This is a genomic window from Microbulbifer aggregans (assembly GCF_020524005.1).
In the GTDB taxonomy this organism is placed as follows: Bacteria; Pseudomonadota; Gammaproteobacteria; order Pseudomonadales; family Cellvibrionaceae; genus Microbulbifer; species Microbulbifer aggregans_A.
Map to the genome: position 1 here is coordinate 1 of NZ_JAIVKK010000011.1, position 15,707 is coordinate 15,707.

The 15,707-nt window shown below is 56.6% G+C and carries 13 protein-coding genes and 1 rRNA gene; 12 read left to right on the forward strand and 2 right to left on the reverse strand.

The features are described from left to right. Nucleotides 1-199 precede the first annotated feature (199 nt). A 5S ribosomal RNA gene (rrf, locus tag LC093_RS17155) occupies nt 200-315 on the forward strand. 1,003 nt (nt 316-1,318) lie between these two features. On the opposite strand, the gene LC093_RS17160 is transcribed toward rrf, so the two are convergent. Further along, on the reverse strand, nt 1,319-3,235 hold the full coding sequence (locus LC093_RS17160) for a cytochrome c/FTR1 family iron permease (protein WP_226667750.1): 1,917 nt from the start codon (nt 3,233-3,235) through the stop codon (nt 1,319-1,321). Between the two features lie 161 nt (nt 3,236-3,396). Here LC093_RS17160 and LC093_RS17165 point away from each other — a divergent pair, with 161 nt between their 5' ends. The 7 genes from LC093_RS17165 to LC093_RS17195 all read left to right on the forward strand — a co-directional run bounded on the left by LC093_RS17165 (nt 3,397) and on the right by LC093_RS17195 (nt 10,136). Further along, entirely contained in the window at nt 3,397-3,876 is a 480-nt protein-coding gene (locus LC093_RS17165; RefSeq protein ID WP_226667753.1) for a glutathione peroxidase, read from the forward strand. Further along, nucleotides 3,876-4,346, forward strand: coding sequence for a MarR family winged helix-turn-helix transcriptional regulator (locus LC093_RS17170; RefSeq protein WP_226667755.1), 471 nt, complete (start codon nt 3,876-3,878; stop codon nt 4,344-4,346). The genes LC093_RS17165 and LC093_RS17170 overlap by 1 nt, the downstream gene beginning before the upstream one ends. 452 nt (nt 4,347-4,798) lie before the next feature. Further along, a complete protein-coding gene (locus tag LC093_RS17175; RefSeq protein ID WP_226667757.1) occupies nt 4,799-6,334 on the forward strand; it encodes a 2-isopropylmalate synthase in 1,536 nt (511 codons plus the stop codon). Nucleotides 6,335-6,361: 27 nt separating this feature from the next. After that, nucleotides 6,362-7,165 carry a hypothetical protein gene (locus LC093_RS17180; protein ID WP_226667760.1) on the forward strand — a complete coding sequence of 268 codons (804 nt, stop codon included), beginning with the start codon at nt 6,362-6,364 and terminating at the stop codon, nt 7,163-7,165. A gap of 47 nt (nt 7,166-7,212) precedes the next feature. Beyond that, a complete protein-coding gene (gene rimI, locus LC093_RS17185) occupies nt 7,213-7,692 on the forward strand; it encodes a ribosomal protein S18-alanine N-acetyltransferase (RefSeq protein WP_226667762.1) in 480 nt (159 codons plus the stop codon). A 54-nt stretch (nt 7,693-7,746) separates the two neighbouring features. Then, complete coding sequence (locus tag LC093_RS17190) at nt 7,747-9,135, forward strand: MATE family efflux transporter (protein ID WP_226667764.1); 1,389 nt, start codon at nt 7,747-7,749, stop codon at nt 9,133-9,135. Beyond that, on the forward strand, nt 9,132-10,136 hold the full coding sequence (locus LC093_RS17195) for an alpha/beta fold hydrolase (RefSeq protein ID WP_226667766.1): 1,005 nt from the start codon (nt 9,132-9,134) through the stop codon (nt 10,134-10,136). The genes LC093_RS17190 and LC093_RS17195 overlap by 4 nt, the downstream gene beginning before the upstream one ends. A gap of 70 nt (nt 10,137-10,206) precedes the next feature. On the opposite strand, the gene LC093_RS17200 is transcribed toward LC093_RS17195, so the two are convergent. Then, nucleotides 10,207-11,976, reverse strand: a complete 1,770-nt coding sequence (locus LC093_RS17200) for an aminopeptidase P family protein (RefSeq protein ID WP_226667768.1) — start codon at nt 11,974-11,976, stop codon at nt 10,207-10,209. 312 nt (nt 11,977-12,288) lie between these two features. Here LC093_RS17200 and LC093_RS17205 point away from each other — a divergent pair, with 312 nt between their 5' ends. Genes LC093_RS17205 through LC093_RS17220 form a run of 4 tightly spaced genes read left to right on the forward strand, consistent with a single transcriptional unit; the run spans nt 12,289 to nt 15,682 of the window. Further along, nucleotides 12,289-13,872 carry a peptide chain release factor 3 gene (locus LC093_RS17205; RefSeq protein ID WP_226667771.1) on the forward strand — a complete coding sequence of 528 codons (1,584 nt, stop codon included), beginning with the start codon at nt 12,289-12,291 and terminating at the stop codon, nt 13,870-13,872. 41 nt (nt 13,873-13,913) lie between these two features. Further along, entirely contained in the window at nt 13,914-14,540 is a 627-nt protein-coding gene (locus LC093_RS17210) for a 1-acyl-sn-glycerol-3-phosphate acyltransferase (protein WP_226667772.1), read from the forward strand. Nucleotides 14,541-14,557: 17 nt separating this feature from the next. Continuing rightward, the gene (locus tag LC093_RS17215; RefSeq protein ID WP_226667774.1) at nt 14,558-15,325 is read left to right on the forward strand and encodes a TSUP family transporter; all 768 of its coding nucleotides are present in this window, start codon (nt 14,558-14,560) and stop codon (nt 15,323-15,325) included. Between the two features lie 3 nt (nt 15,326-15,328). Further along, the gene (locus LC093_RS17220) at nt 15,329-15,682 is read left to right on the forward strand and encodes a hypothetical protein (RefSeq protein ID WP_226667775.1); all 354 of its coding nucleotides are present in this window, start codon (nt 15,329-15,331) and stop codon (nt 15,680-15,682) included. The last annotated feature ends 25 nt before the right edge of the window (nt 15,683-15,707 follow it).

Consider the following 15,707-nt stretch of genomic DNA (forward strand, 5'->3'; position numbering starts at 1 on the left):
GACCATACAACAGAGATGGTTACTAACGATTGGGATTGTGTCCCATCGAGAGACGCGCAAAACTTGCGGTGTATTACTACAGATTGTTTTACCGATTTATTTGGGGTTATCGCCGGTCATCAGAGTGACCGAGGCAAACAGCGATAACAGGTACGGCCGAGCAACGCTCATAAGACCAACACCAACCCAAGCCAGTTTGCCTGACGACAATAGAGTTGTGGAACCACCTGATCCCTTGCCGAACTCAGAAGTGAAACGCAACATCGCCGATGGTAGTGTGGGGCTTCCCCATGTGAGAGTAGGTCATCGTCAGGCATCTAAATAAAAGAAAAGGCCACCCAAACGGGTGGCCTTTTTTTTATTTGGGATACGGTGAGTTACTGCCACTACCTTGCAGCGCAACAGCGCTGCCATGTGAAAACCCATGCACCGCAGGTGCAAAGGTTAGGGCGCCGCAGGCGTCGCAACGCGATGGCGAGCACGGCTCGCCACCCACTGTAGGTCATCGTTCTTGCCGCATAGCACCAGGCCTGATCGAACAAGCGAAAGTGCGCTCTATTTGGCTATATTTAGCTTTCTCCCCCCAAACACTATCCACAACCCCACCCACAACAAAACGTCCAAGTTACTTATTCACACTCACAAACATTCGATCACCTAGCTAGCCAGAGTGCTCGCCTGCAAGCAGGCTCCTACACATCAATCCAGATCCGGCACACTAAGCCCGACGACTAATCTCTTCGTCACAATTAATGGGTAAAGTAAGGCAGACGCTTTTTTAGCCGTTTCCCCAGCCCCAGCTACCACGCCATTCAGCACAAATATCCCGTACTTATCCCCAGCTCTGTCCAGTGTTTCTGTGAGTAATCACTCTGTGTATAAATCCAGAGTCGGTCAGCTTTATTAATGTGCATTCCTGGGAACGTATAACCTGTAGAAAAGCAACTTCAGGTAGATCACCCGGATAACGCAGCGAGAATGTGTGCCATCTCACTTCCCGCCGACGCCCTTATCAACAACAAGCAAAAGCCTGCCGAGAGGAATACTTGGAAGTGAATTGTTAGTCGCTTGAGGAGGTGTCTGAGGCGCGGATCCATCAAAATTTATTGGCGTTTTTTTATACATTTTTGTGACGCCAGTAACCATGCCGCTCGCAGTCGATCAGGGATGGTTATCCACAGACCTATCCAGTGATTCTGTGAGTAAACCGGTTGTGCATAACTGTGAAAAGGTCAGTTAAATCAATTCATAAAAGTTAATGGCAAAAAAATACCCCGCATAGCGGGGTATTTGATGGTGGAGTTTATCAACCGGCATGTCAGGTCTGAGCGGGCGTGCCTGACCCTCCGTACTCCTTGAGCATTAAATACAGGGCTGCAATGAGAACCAGCCCCTGAATGGCGATACCTTGCCAAGTGGGGTAGATACCAAGCCACTCAAAAGTAAGATTCAGCGGAAGGTGATTCATCGGAATAAGTGCGGCTTCCTGCAGTGCGGCGATCGCTTTACCGGCAAGGACAAAGGATAGCGCCAGCATGATGAATGTTGTTGCCGAGAAGAATTTGCCGATAGGGAGTCGGGTTGAGAAGCGAACCATGAACCAGCCAATAAAGGCCAGCAATACGGCGCCGGCGGCCAGGCCGGCCCACAGGGAGCCTGTTTGACCTTCTGCGGTCTGGCTGAGCAGTGATTGATAGAACAAGATGGTTTCGAATATTTCCCGGTACACGGCGATAAATGAGAGACCAGCGATACCCCAGAGCGTACCGGCACTCAGGTGCTTGTTGATATTGTCGTGAATATAACGCTGCCATTCGTGAGCCTGGGTTTTGCTGTGCATCCAGAAACCGACATAGAAAAGCACTGCAGCCGCGACAAGAGCCGCGGTGCCTTCCATCACCTCCCGGCTGGCACCACTGATGGTTATCAGGTTCTGTGCAATGAACCAGGTTACGAAGCCTGCGACAAAAGCCGAGATCCAGCCGAAGTGCAGATACTTAATGGCGTCGTGACGTTGAGTTTTTACCAGCACAGTTCCCAGTGCAATCACGACCAGCAGTGCTTCGAGCCCCTCCCGTAGCAGGATAATAAGACTGGCAAGGAACAGCGCACCGCTGGAAAGACTGGAACCTTCGATTAACTCTTTTGCCTGCTGCAACTGTGTGAGTAATGCATTTACGTTCTTTGTTACCTCTTCGGGGTTACTGCTGTTGTTAAGCTGGGTACGCAGGGCCAGTAGATCCCGTTCGATCGCCAGGCGAAGGGATCGGTCGCGTGAATCCAGGCTGCTCTCGGCAAGTTCGAAGCCGTCCAGGTAGGCGCTAATTGCCCGGGTTCGTGCTTCGTCGTAATTGCCTTCCTGGAATGCATTGAGTGCAGAAATAAGCTGGGTACGAGCCGTGTCTATCGCTGAAGCGCTGCTTTCCGGTGCGGTAAACAGGAGATCCGGGTTTGCACGCAGTGCGGCGATTTGTGCTTCGCTGATTTCCGGCCTGGAACTGCGCAGCGCGTTGGGGCTGTATTGGATCAGGTGGGTCAGAGTGAGGTCTTCGGGCTTAGCGTGGGTGTCCGCACCGGCAAAGGCCTTGCCGCCGACGTAAAAAGCCAGGGACCAACGCTGCTGGTCATCCAGAGACTGGAAGGCGGTCATGGCGGTGCCGTCGATACCATTGCTGATGGCGTCATACAGACCGAGCACTGACCGATTGTCTGCGCGTTCGCGGTCGTAGAAATTCGTGGGTGCAGGTTCCAGTTGCCCGGCAACGACACCATCGCCTTTGCCCTCTACGCCGTGGCAAGTGACACAGTTCTGTTGATAGAGGGCTGCCGTTTCTTCTTGTGGGAGAAGCTGCGAGGGAACGGATAGCTCGGGGGAGATTGCCAGCAGGCTATGACGCAGTGCGGAGGTATGTTTACGGACCTCACTGAGACTTGCCTTACTATCGATGGCTCGCTTGAGCGCCCTTGTCTGTTGCTGGATCGCCGTCGCTTTTTCTGACGCGGACAACTGTGCCCCTCGCTCGAACAGCAGCTGTGAAAATTCCTGCATCTCGGCATATTCGTCGGCATTGATCACTTCACCGTTTGCTACGGCCTCGGAATAGTCGACGCCGATGTATTCCGCCATCTGCATCAGCTGGCGAAGCTCCTGTGGATCAGCGGGAGCCGCTAGCGAGCTGGATATCAGGCTACCAGCGATCAGCAGGGACGACATTAACTGAAATAAATAACGCATTGATGATATCCAAAAGGCTTGGTGGTTAAGAGCGTAATACTATTGATAATGATTCTAACAACAAGCTCTGGAGTGGAGGGAGATGTACTGGCACTTTAAAAGGTTGCAATTTAGGTTGTGTACAATATAGTTGTGCAAAATTAATGTGAGGAGAAGCCATAATGACGGATCTGTATACCATTCCCTTTAAGACCAGCGAAGGTAAAGACACATCACTCGATGCGTACAAAGGCAAGGTGCTGTTGATTGTGAATACGGCCAGCAAGTGTGGCTTTACACCGCAGTATCAGGGGCTGGAAGCGTTGCATCAGAAGTACAAAGACCGTGGTCTGGTTATTCTCGGGTTTCCCTGCAACCAGTTTGGTCAACAGGAGCCAGGCAATGACAGCGAAATCCAGGAATTCTGTGAGTTGAACTACGGGGTCAGTTTCCCGGTTCTGGCCAAGCTGGATGTGAACGGAGATCAGGCCCACCCGTTGTTTAATCACTTGAAGAAAGAAGCGCCCGGTATTTTGGGTACGCAGGCCATTAAATGGAACTTCACCAAGTTTCTGGTCAACCGTGACGGAGCGGTAGTGAATCGCTACGCGCCGAAAGACAAACCTGAATCCCTGGCGGCAGACATCGAGAAACTGCTCTGATGGGAAAGACTTCCGATAGCGCGAGCATGGATCTGGATCGCCAGCTGTGCTTTGCGCTGTATGCATCATCCCGGGCAATGATTCGGGCTTACCAACCCATGTTGCGTGAGTTTGGGATCACTTATCCCCAGTACCTTGTCCTGCTTCTTTTATGGCAGTGGGAGAAAGAGGGTGAGCCTGCCGAGCACTGGACGGTAAGTGCATTGGGTGAACGGTTGATGCTGGACTCCGGTACTCTGACGCCGCTTTTGAAACGGATGGAAAAGCTGGCACTGATCAGCCGCCGGCGTGGGGCGCAGGATGAGCGGGTCACGCTGGTATCTCTGACGCAAAGTGGCTGCAAGTTACAGAGCAAAGTTTCGGCGTGGCGCGACGAGGCAATGAGTGGTCTGGCGGTTGCACCCGAGCGTCTCTCGGCACTGCACCGCGAGTTGTGGGAGCTGTTGGATGTGCTTAAGAACAGGGAGTGATTAAGGATGAACCTTCCTCCTTTGCCCGGCTTTCCGGATAATATTTGCGTATTGCTTATGATTTTCTGCTTAAAATAGGATGGTTGTTGATTTCTGGCGCTGTGGCGGCGTATAGTCTGAACAAGTGATCGCGCGGCGTGCGCGTTAGTGTCATCAACCCAAATTTGAAGCAGCAGATATGTCCGTCACTATCCCGATAGTGCAAGCCCGGTATCCGGTAGTCACCGGACCGTTTTTGGATATCCCTACGAACTCGTCCATGAGTTCCACAGAGCCTCATTGCTCCTCCTTTCCTGCTGCCCACCTACTAGCACGCCTGCTACGACTGCCGCACTGCGGCATATAATTTTATTCCCGCACTTTCCAACAGAATTCCATACCAAATTTGCGCTGTGCATAGACAGTGACGTGAGCGCTGTTTAGCCTCGGGTCAGACTAGGAGAAAAGTCCCGATGAATACCAATAAAGATAAATTAGTCATTTTCGATACCACGTTGCGCGATGGGGAGCAGAGCCCCGGCGCATCGATGACCAAGGAAGAAAAACTCCGTATTGCCAGCATGCTGGAGCGTATGCGGGTGGATGTGATTGAAGCGGGATTCGCTATTGCCAGCCAGGGTGATTTTGAAGCTGTGAAGGCAGTGGCGGAAACCATCAAGGATTCCCGCGTATGTAGCCTCGCCCGAGCAGTGGGCCCGGATATCATCCGCGCTGGTGAGGCCCTGAAAAACGCCAATGCCTCCCGCATCCATACCTTTATTGCAACGTCACCGATTCACATGAAGTACAAGTTGCAGATGGAGCCGGAAGATGTGCTGCGCCAGGCAGTGGAAGCGGTGAAAACTGCACGCCAGTTTACCGATGATGTGGAATTTTCCCTTGAGGACGGCAGCCGCTCCGAGCCGGAATTCATGTACCGTATCATCGAGGCGGTGATCAAGGCCGGCGCCGGTACCATCAATATTCCAGACACCGTTGGCTATGGTGAGCCCGCCGAGTACGGTGCCATGTTCAAGCGGGTCATTGAAAATGTGCCCAATTCTGATCTGGCTATTTTCTCTACGCACTGCCACAACGACCTCGGTCTGGCGGTAGCGAACTCGTTGTCCGCGGTTATGAATGGTGTGCGGCAGGTTGAGTGCACCATTAACGGTCTCGGTGAGCGCGCCGGTAACGCCGCTCTGGAGGAAATCGTTATGGCGGTGCGCACCCGCCAGGATTTGTACCCGGTAGAAACCCGTATTGATGCGTCGCATATCGTACCGACCTCACGTTTGGTTTCGTCGATTACCGGCTTCCCGGTGCAGCCGAACAAGGCTATCGTCGGTGCCAATGCCTTCGCCCACGAGTCCGGTATCCATCAGGATGGCGTGCTGAAACACCGTGAAACCTACGAAATCATGCGCGCCGAAGATGTGGGCTGGGGCAACAACCGCCTGGTGCTGGGCAAACATTCCGGGCGTGCTGCGGTGAAAGCCCGCTATGAAGAGTTGGGTGTAACCTTTTCTGATCCGGCTGAGTTCAATGTATTGTTCCAGCGTTTCAAAGACCTGGCGGACAAGAAGCACGAGATTTTCGACGAAGATCTGCAGTCCCTGATTTCCGGTGCGTCAGACCCGGTGGAGCATTATCAGCTGAAAGACCTGGAGGTCCGCAGCAAAAGCGGCAGTAGCCCTTACGCACAGCTGGAGCTTTCGATTGACGGTGAGGCAACCGTTTGCAGTGCAGAGGGCAGTGGTCCGGTCGACGCTACGTTCAAGGCGATTGAATCCGTTGCGAAGAGTAAGGCCGACTTGAAACTCTATTCCGTTAATGCGGTAACCCAGGGCACAGATTCCCAGGGTAGCGTGACTGTGCGCCTGGAGCGTGACGGACGATTGGTCAATGGTGTGGGTGCAGACACAGATATTCTCGTCGCATCCGCAAAAGCGTATCTGGATGCTTTAAACTTGCTGGCCAGTAAAGCCAACAAACCCGGGGGCGTATAACGCCCTTTGGTCCTGACGGGGACAGATGTGAACGAACTGCAGCGGACGGAATACCTCACCGCACTCGGGGTGACCAGCTATATGCCCAGGTACTGCCTGCCGCTGGCGCCAGAGCCAGTGCAGGCGCTGTTGCCGCCGGCGCAGGCCGATGTACCTGAGGCGCCGACGGCGCCTGCGACACTGATGGCTGCAGTTGGCGCTGACGCCGCTGTTCCCGAAACCGTTTCCTCAACTGCCCAGGCGCAGTTCCCTGTTGCACCTGCCGAACCTGCGCCGGCACCGGAAGTCAGCCGGGTGATTGGCAGTATCACCGCGGAGGCGAAGATAGCGCCAACGCCGTCCAAACCGGCTGCCGTGGCGGCGCCAGAAAAAACGGTTCATCCGTTTGTGCTCAACTGCTGGTGGCTGGGGGAAGAGCTCCTGGCCGTCGACAGCCGCGAGCCGGGTACCGCGCTGCCTGTCGAAAGCCTGTTTGGGAATATTATCCGCGCGCTGGACTGGCACCAGCTGGCGACGGAACGCGATAAGCTGAAGTGGCCACTTGCGGAGAACCCTTTTGCTGCGGCCGCCGGAGCCAGTGATGCCCGTGAAACCTGTAGCAGCTGGCTGGAAGCCGCTTGCGGTCGCAAGCCGGTGAAGTCCATCTGGTTGATGGGGCAGCAGGCGCAGGAATTCTGCGCACCGGTGCCAATGGCCGAGACGGTCAATGAATGGCAGGGTATTCAGGTGATCGCCATGCCGAGTCTTACCGAGCTGCTCACCGATCCCCAGCGCAAGCGACCGCTCTGGCAACTGTTGCGCAAGCTGTACCCAGAACAGACCCGGCGCTGAAGGCTGCTGTACTTAACCGCATCCGCCGAACACGGAAGTTGACCCCTGTGAATGTCCCTCACTCTAATCCTGACCCGGTTGCCGGGCTGCGCTTCTGCAAAGGCTCGGAAACCGACAGTGCGGCTCTCGCAGAACTCGCGCGCAGCGCTCACAGCCACCCGTGGAAAGCTACCCAGTATCGAGACAGCATGGCTTCGGGGCACGACTGCTGGTTGTTGCGGACCGAATCCGGGGGTATAGCGGCTTGTTGTGTCGCCAGTCGCCTGTTCGACGAGGTGGAAATCCTGGATGTGGCCGTTGCCCCCGAGTGGCGGCGCAAAGGGGTTGGCGAAAGTCTGTTGCAGCGGATCATTGCGCAATTACCGGAAGATACCGCGCGCATGATCCTGGAAGTACGCGCATCCAACCGCGCGGCACGCGGGCTTTATCACAAGTTAGGGTTTTCAGAGGATGGACGCCGCAAGAATTACTACCCCAAAGCCGACGGTACCCGTGAAGACGCGCTGCTGATGAGTCTGGTACTTTAGGCCACGCGCATCTGTTACTCCCCACTTCCCGATTTATATAGTTCGTTTCTCTTCATGGCATCAAAACACAAAACGCCTTCACTCCTGGATGGATCTGTAGCCGGCCATTTGCAGCGTCTCGCCCTGCCGATGGTCTGGGGCATCCTCGCCACCATGTCATTCAATGTGGTGGATACCTATTTCGTTGCCCAGCTTGGGGATGCGCCACTGGCGGCGATGAGTTTTACCTTTCCTGTCGTCATGGTGGTCAACGCGCTCGCCATTGGCCTGGGAGCCGGTACGTCATCCGCCGTCGCGCGGGCATACGGCGCCGGAGATATGTCCCGGGTCAAACGGTTGGTAACGGATGCAACTTTGCTTGCGCTGGTCATCGCCATCGCCGTTAGCGTGATAGGGATGTCGACCATAGATCCGCTGTTCAGGATGCTGGGGGCACAGGACAGCCTGCTACCGCTCATCCGGGATTACATGGCGACCTGGTACCTTGGGGCGATCTTTGCCGTGGTGCCTACTGTGGCCCTGTCAGCATTAAGGGCCATCGGAAACAGCGCGCTCACCGGGCGTATCATGATTGGCGTCGCCCTGCTGAATCTGGTCATCGACCCGATCCTGATCTTCGGCTTGCTCGGCTTTCCGCGCCTTGAACTGCAAGGTGCCGCGCTGGCGACAGTCACCGCACGGGCCATCAGTTTTTGCCTGGCATTTTACTTTCTAGCCCGCAAGGAGCAGATCCTGGCGGCGCCGGTTTGGCAGTGGTCGGTCGTGCGGGATTCCTGGCGCAACATGCTGGCGGTAGGGCTGCCAGCGATGGCAACGAACGTGATTATCCCGATGTCCGGCGGTGTAGTGGTGGCGCTTGTGGCCGTGCATGGGGCTGATGCAGTTGCGGGACTTGGTGTGGCGATGCGTATAGAACCTGTCGCGCTGATCGTGTTTTACGCGCTGTCGGCCGTAGTCGGGCCATTTCTGGGGCAAAATGCCGGAGCGGGCCTGCATGGTCGCCTGGCGGAGACCTTGTCTATCCTCGCCCGTTTTTGTGTGACCTTTGGTGTGGGGCTGGCATTGGTCCTGTTCTTTATTGGCGGTCCGGTGGCATCACTGTTCAGTGATTCTCCACAGGTGCTGGCTGTAGCGGTGGCCTACCTGAGTCTGGTGCCATTCAGCTATGCCGGGTATGGCTTTGTGATGTCTGCCAATGCGGCATTTAATGGGCTGGGCCATCCATTGCCCGGCACGCTCATTTCTTTCCTGCGGGTACTCGGTTTGTATTTACCTCTGGCGTGGCTGGGGAATAAATTCTGGGGCATTCAGGGGTTGTTTATGGCCACGGTGATTTCCAACCTCGTGCTGGGCGCGGTCGCATACGGGTGGCTGAAAAAATATATCGCCGAGCAGACTGGCGGCGAAGATGCTGTGACACAAGGTCAGGAGGTGTCTCGATGAATTCGATCTTTATGCGCGTGCTGTGGATTGCGCTGGTATTTATTTGTCTGCCGGCCTGGGCGGAACAGGGGGAGCAAAGCCCATTTGATCGCTACCCGATCCACTTTGCGACCATCAACGAAACAGCTATCGCTTATCAGGATATGGGCCCTGAAGGTGCGGAGCCGGTTTTGCTGGTGATGGGGCTGGGCGCGCAGATGTTGCATTGGGGAGATACCCTGGTGAGCGGGTTGCTCGATGCGGGTTATCGCGTGGTACTGCTCGACAACCGCGACGCGGGGCTGTCGCAGAAGTTTTACCAGCTGTCCGCGCCACCAGTATGGTGGGCGCTGGTGCGCAGTAAGGTTGGGCTCACGCCGGAACCGCCGTATACCCTTCAGGATATGGCCACCGACGCTGTCGGTGTGCTCGATGTGTTAGGCATCGATCGCGCGCATATCATGGGCGCCTCGATGGGCGGCATGATTGTGCAGGTATTGGCTGCGGAGTATCCCCGGCGGGTATTGAGCCTGACCTCCATCATGTCGAGCTCCGGGGCGCCAGGACTGCCAGAGGCGACGCCGGAAGCCATATCCGCACTCGCCAGCGGAGCTAAGGCGGGGGCCAGCCGGAGCGAGGATATTGCGACCCGGGTGGCGATTGCCCGTACTATCGGTTCGCCGGAGTTTTTCAATGAAGGTTACGCGCGACAACTGGCGGGTCGGGTGCTGAACCGCGGCGCCTATGGTCCGGGTGTGGTGCGGCAATTCCAGGCGATCCTGGCCAGCGGTGACCGCTCGCCATTGTTGCAGACGATCACGGCGCCGACGCTGGTGGTCCATGGTAGCGAAGACCCGCTGTTACCCATCGAGCACGGGCGGGATACCGCGGAGAAAATTCCAGGGGCCAGCTTTGTCGCCATCCCTGAAATGGGACACGCACTGGAGCCTGAGGTCAGTGAGCGCATACTCGCACACCTGTTGCCGTTTCTGCAGGCGCCGGATCAGCTGGTCGCGGATTAACGGCAACAGCATACTGCTTCCCCTGGTGCGGGGTGGCAGTATGCCGTTCCCGTTCCCGTTCCCGTTCCCGTTACCGGATCGGCTGAGTCGCTGATTCCAGCCAGGCTTTGGTTTTTTCATCCACCAGGGGCATCAGCGTATCGCGGACTTTTTCGTGGTAATCATTCAGCCACTGTAACTCCGTGGCGCTCAGCAGTGCAGGCTCAACCAGCTGGCGATCTATGGGCGCCAGGGTGAGATCCTCAAATTCCAGAAAGCCCGGATAACTGGCATTTTCTTTTACAAACACCAGATTCTCGATGCGAATCCCGTATTCACCAGTCAGGTAGAAACCGGGCTCGTTGGACAGGATCATGCCTGCCTCCAGGGCGACACCGGTGCTGGCTTTGCCGACACGTTGCGGCCCTTCATGCACGCTGAGAAAGCTGCCGACGCCATGCCCGGTGCCGTGGGCGTAATCCAGCCCCGCATCCCATAGTGATTTGCGCGCGAAGGCATCGATCTGCTCGCCGCAGGTTCCAGCAGGGAAGCGCAGGGTGGCGATGGCAATATGCCCTTTAAGTACCCGTGTGAAATGTTCTTTGGCCTGCGCCGGAAATTCGCCCAGCGCCACTGTGCGAGTGACGTCAGTGGTGCCGTCCGGATACTGGCCGCCGGAGTCGATCAGATAGATCCCTTCGGCGTGCATGGGCAGGCTGGAAGCGGGGGTCACACGATAGTGCACAATCGCGCCGTTGCCGCGATAGCCGGAGATGGAGTCGAAGCTATCGTCGGTAAAGCCTTCGCGCTGCTCGCGCTTACTGCGCAGCAATTGAACCGCCTCCAGCTCGCCAAAGTTGTCCCCGGTTACCGCATCCGGTAGTTCGGCGAGAAATTCACACAGGGCGGCGCCGTCGCGTATGTGGGCGGCGCGGCTGCCGTCCAGCTCCACGGTGTTTTTACGCGCTTTGGCACCGGTGATCGGATCGCGTTCGTGCAGGATCTGAATGTCGCGGTGTCTGAGTTCGCGCAGGGTCCAGCAGTTGCTTAGTTGGGGATCGGCCCAGACCTTTTGCACATGCTGGCGCTCGGCAGCAGTGAACAGGGCCAGTTTGTCACTGACCAATTCCACTGAGTTACCAAGGTGCTGGCGCAGAGCGTCGCTGGTGGCGCTTTCCGCAAGGTACAGGGTGGCGCTGCCGTCCCTGTAAAGGAATCCCATACACAGGGCGACCGGCAGATGCGGAATATCGCTGCCACGAATATTGAACAGCCAGGCGCAGACTTCCGGGTTGGCGAGCCACAGGGCATCCTGCTTCTTGTCGGCGACCAGTTTGGCGATGCGCTGGCGCTTGCTGGCTGACTCCTCGCCGGTGAACGTTAAGGGGTGGGGGCGGGCGGCCCCACTGGGGGTGGCGGGGCGGTCGCGCCAGATGCTGTCGATGGGGTTTTCATCCAGTGCACGCAGGTGGATACCGCACTCGTCGAGGCGCTTCTTGAGCGGCGCAAGCCCGGGTTCTGTGTGCAGGCGCGGGTCGTAGCCCAGGGTGTCCCCATCATTCAGTGTTTCACACAGCCAGTTGGCGATGTCGGCCGGGGCGAGGTTCTGCTGCTCGATGGGCTGGCTGCCGATTTGTTGTTGCGCCTGCAGGGTATAGCGCCCATCTACAAACAGCGCCGTGCGGTTACCAGCCACGGCAGCGAGACCGGCGGAGCCGTCAAAGCCGGTGAGCCAGGCGAGGCGTTCGTCGGCGGCGGGGACATACTCGTTCTGGTATTCATCGCAGCGGGGGACCAGGAATCCCTGTACCTGAAGATTCTCGAGTGCCTGCTGGAGGGCTTCCAGGCGATCCTGACTCATTATTCACCTCAATATCTAGGGGGCTCGGTAACACTTGGCTTGGTGCCGTGGCGGCCCGACTGCGGATTGGCCTTTGCGAGACACGCTGTAAACTCATCCCTGGGGGCTCTTCCGCGAGGTCCCTCTCGCGGAAGGTCTCGCAAAGGCCAATCCCCAGCCGCGCCTTAGCATTAAAGTCCGCGTACGTATGCACACGGGAAAATCCATAATGTGCGGCAGTCTAGGCTCCTTAAATCACCAATTCCAGCGATTCCCACCGAGCAGACGTGTATAATGCGCGCCTGTTTTTTATCCAGCCGTATTTTTTGCATTATGGGCCAATCCTCTTCTCTGGCGGGCATCAATGGCCGCCGTACTTTCGCCATTATTTCCCACCCGGACGCCGGTAAAACCACGGTGACCGAGAAGTTGCTGCTGTTCGGAAACCTGATCCAGCTGGCGGGTTCCGTGAAAGGCAAGAAAGGCCCGCACGCGCGCTCCGACTGGATGACCATGGAGCAGGAGCGGGGTATCTCCGTGACCTCATCGGTCATGCAGTTCCCGTACAAAGAGCGGGTGGTCAACCTGCTGGATACCCCGGGACACGAAGACTTCTCGGAAGATACCTACCGGGTTCTGACCGCGGTGGACTCCGCGTTGATGGTGATCGATGGCGCCAAGGGTGTGGAGGACCGCACCATCAAGCTGATGAACGTCTGTCGTCTGCGCACCACGCCGATCCTGTCATTCATCAACAAGCTCGACCGCGATATCCGCGACCCGATCGAGGTGATGGATGAAATCGAGGAAGTACTGAACATCAAGGCGGCGCCGATCAACTGGCCGCTGGGTTCCGGCCAGCATTTCAAGGGTGTGTACAACCTCTATACCGACACCATCCATGTGTTCAAGCAGGGGCAGGGCCATACCATTCCGGACGATATCCAGATCAAGGGGTTGGACTCGGATGAAGCCACCGCCCTGCTGGGTGACGAAGCCGATGATATCCGCGAGGAGATTGATCTGGTGCGTGGCGCGACCCACGAGTTTGACGTGGATGAATACCGTGCGGGCCAGCTGACCCCGGTATTTTTCGGTACCGCACTCGGCAACTTCGGCGTGCGTGAAATGCTCGATGGTTTTGTCGAGTGGGCGCCGGGTCCGCAGTCGCGTCAGACCAACGAACGCGAAGTACAGCCCAGCGAAGAAAAGTTCAGCGGTTTTGTCTTCAAGATCCAGGCAAATATGGATCCCAAGCACCGCGACCGCATTGCCTTTATGCGCGTGTGTTCCGGTACCTACAGCCGCGGTATGAAAATGAAACATGTACGTATCGGCAAAGATGTGAAAATTGCCGATGCGGTTACCTTTATGGCCGGTGACCGGACCCATGTGGAAGAGGCGATTGCCGGCGATATTATCGGCCTGCATAACCACGGTACTATCCAGATCGGGGATACCTTCACCGAAGGCGAGAGCCTGAAATTTACCGGCATTCCCAACTTTGCACCGGAACTGTTTCGCCGTATCCGCCTGAAAGACCCACTGAAACTGAAGCAATTGCAAAAAGGCCTGCAGCAGTTGTCGGAGGAGGGTTCCACACAGGTCTTTTTCCCACTGGATAACAACGACATTATCGTCGGCGCTGTGGGGGTGCTGCAGTTCGAGGTGGTAGCCTATCGCCTGAAAGACGAGTACAAGGTAGAAGCCATTTACGAAAATGTGAATGTGAATACCGCGCGCTGGGTAGACAGCGAGAGCGCCAAGGAGCTGGAAAACTTCAAGCGCAAGGCCAGCATCAACCTGGCTATGGATGGCTCCGGGCACCTTACCTATCTGGCGCCGACGCGGGTCAACCTGCAGCTGGCGGAAGAGCGTTATCCGGATGTCCGTTTCTACGCGACTCGGGAACACTGATCCGACGATAAAAAAGTAGTAACCAATAAGAGGTCGCCACTGTGACTGTTGCCAAGAAACCGACTATCCCTGCCCAACTGCCGGAAGAAATGCCGCGGGTAGGTAACTGGTTCTCGAAAAATTTCGGGCTGATGATTGTCAAACTGCTGGGATGGCGTATTCAGGGGGAGTTCCCGCCAGAGAAAAAACTGATGGTGGCTCTGGCTCCGCACACGTCCAACTGGGATTTTGTGGTCGCCATGCCGTTTATCATGGCGTTGCGTTTGAAAGCCTCCTGGCTGATGAAAAAAGAAGCGTTCTTTTTCCCGTTCAAAGGCCTGTTTATGTGGCTGGGCGGAATCCCGACTGACCGCGGCGCGGCCGGCGGCATGGCCAAGCAGGTGGCGAGCCAGTTTAAACAAAACGAAAAAATGTGGGTGGCAATCACGCCGGAAGGCACACGCAAGAAAACCGCACGTTGGAAAAACGGCTTTCTGCGAATTGCTTACGCCGCCAATGTTCCCGTGCTGTTGATAGCCTGGGACTTCCCTTCCAAGAGCATCTGTGTGGATTCTGTATACCACCCCACTGGTGACCTGGAAACCGACATGCGTGAAATCCAGAAGCGCTTCCATAAATACAAGGGACGCAACCCGAGCAACCAGACTGACCTGAACGAGGCAGCCTGAATTATTACAGGCGTATAGTGACGGAAATTGCCGGCGACCTGACACCAATAACCTATCTCGTGCTGACCACCGTGGCTTTTGCCGCGGGGTTTATCAGCTCCATTGCCGGTGCCGGCGGCATGATTACCCTGCCGGCACTGCTCTGGGCCGGCATCCCCCCGCTGGATGCGCTCGGTACCAACAAATTCCAGAGCGTATTCGGCACCTTTTCATCCGCGCTGAATTTCTTTCAGAAAGGGCATTTGTCCCTGGCCTCACTGTGGCCTGGCCTGCTGGCAGCATCCGCTGGCGCCGCCCTCGGTACCTGGTCGGTCACCCGGCTCGGTGGCGAACAACTTCAGACCTTGCTGCCGATTCTGCTGGTGGCCATTTCGCTGTACTTTGCCTTCTCACCAAGAATCTCCGATATCGATAGTAAGCCGCGCATGACCAATGGCTGGTTCAACCTGCTGGTGGGCGGCGGTATCGGCTTTTATGGTGGCTTCTTTGGCCCGGGAATGGGATCCTTCTACGCGCTCGCATTTGCGGCGCTGCTCGGGTACAACATGCGTAGCGCCACCGCGCATACCAAGCCCCTGGTTCTGGCGACCAACGCGACATCGATGGTGATTTTCATACTCGGCGGGCACCTGTTACTGGGGCTCGCCCTGTGTATGTCGGTGGCGCAGTTTATCGGCGCCCGGCTAGGCTCCAACCTCGTGATCTCTCGTGGAGCCGGCCTGGTAAAGCCGGTAATTATCGCTGCCACCTTGCTGGTGGCACTCAAACTATTACTGGAGGCATAACCCGTGACCATCGTCATTACCGTATGCCTGTCATTTGCCGTATTCGCCCTGATTTTTTGGGGTCTGATGCACATGCGCACGCCGCGCTTCAGAATGGAACGGGCGCAGTTCCTGCATGGTCTGGAAGATGCCATCACCGGCCAGGCGGACGACAACGAGTGGCGGGTGCTGATCGGCTACCCCATGCGCCACGATCCGCCCCTGGAGCGGTTGCGCCTGGAGTGCCAGAAGATCGAAGAAGATGAATACACCGGTGGCTCGCCCTACCTGTTTACCGATAAAGGGCTGTCGCGCTTGCGCGCTGTGCGCGAACAACTCCTGGCGTTGCCGCCGGAAGACGAATCCAAACCTGAATAATTCCAACACGCTGTATTGGAGGAGA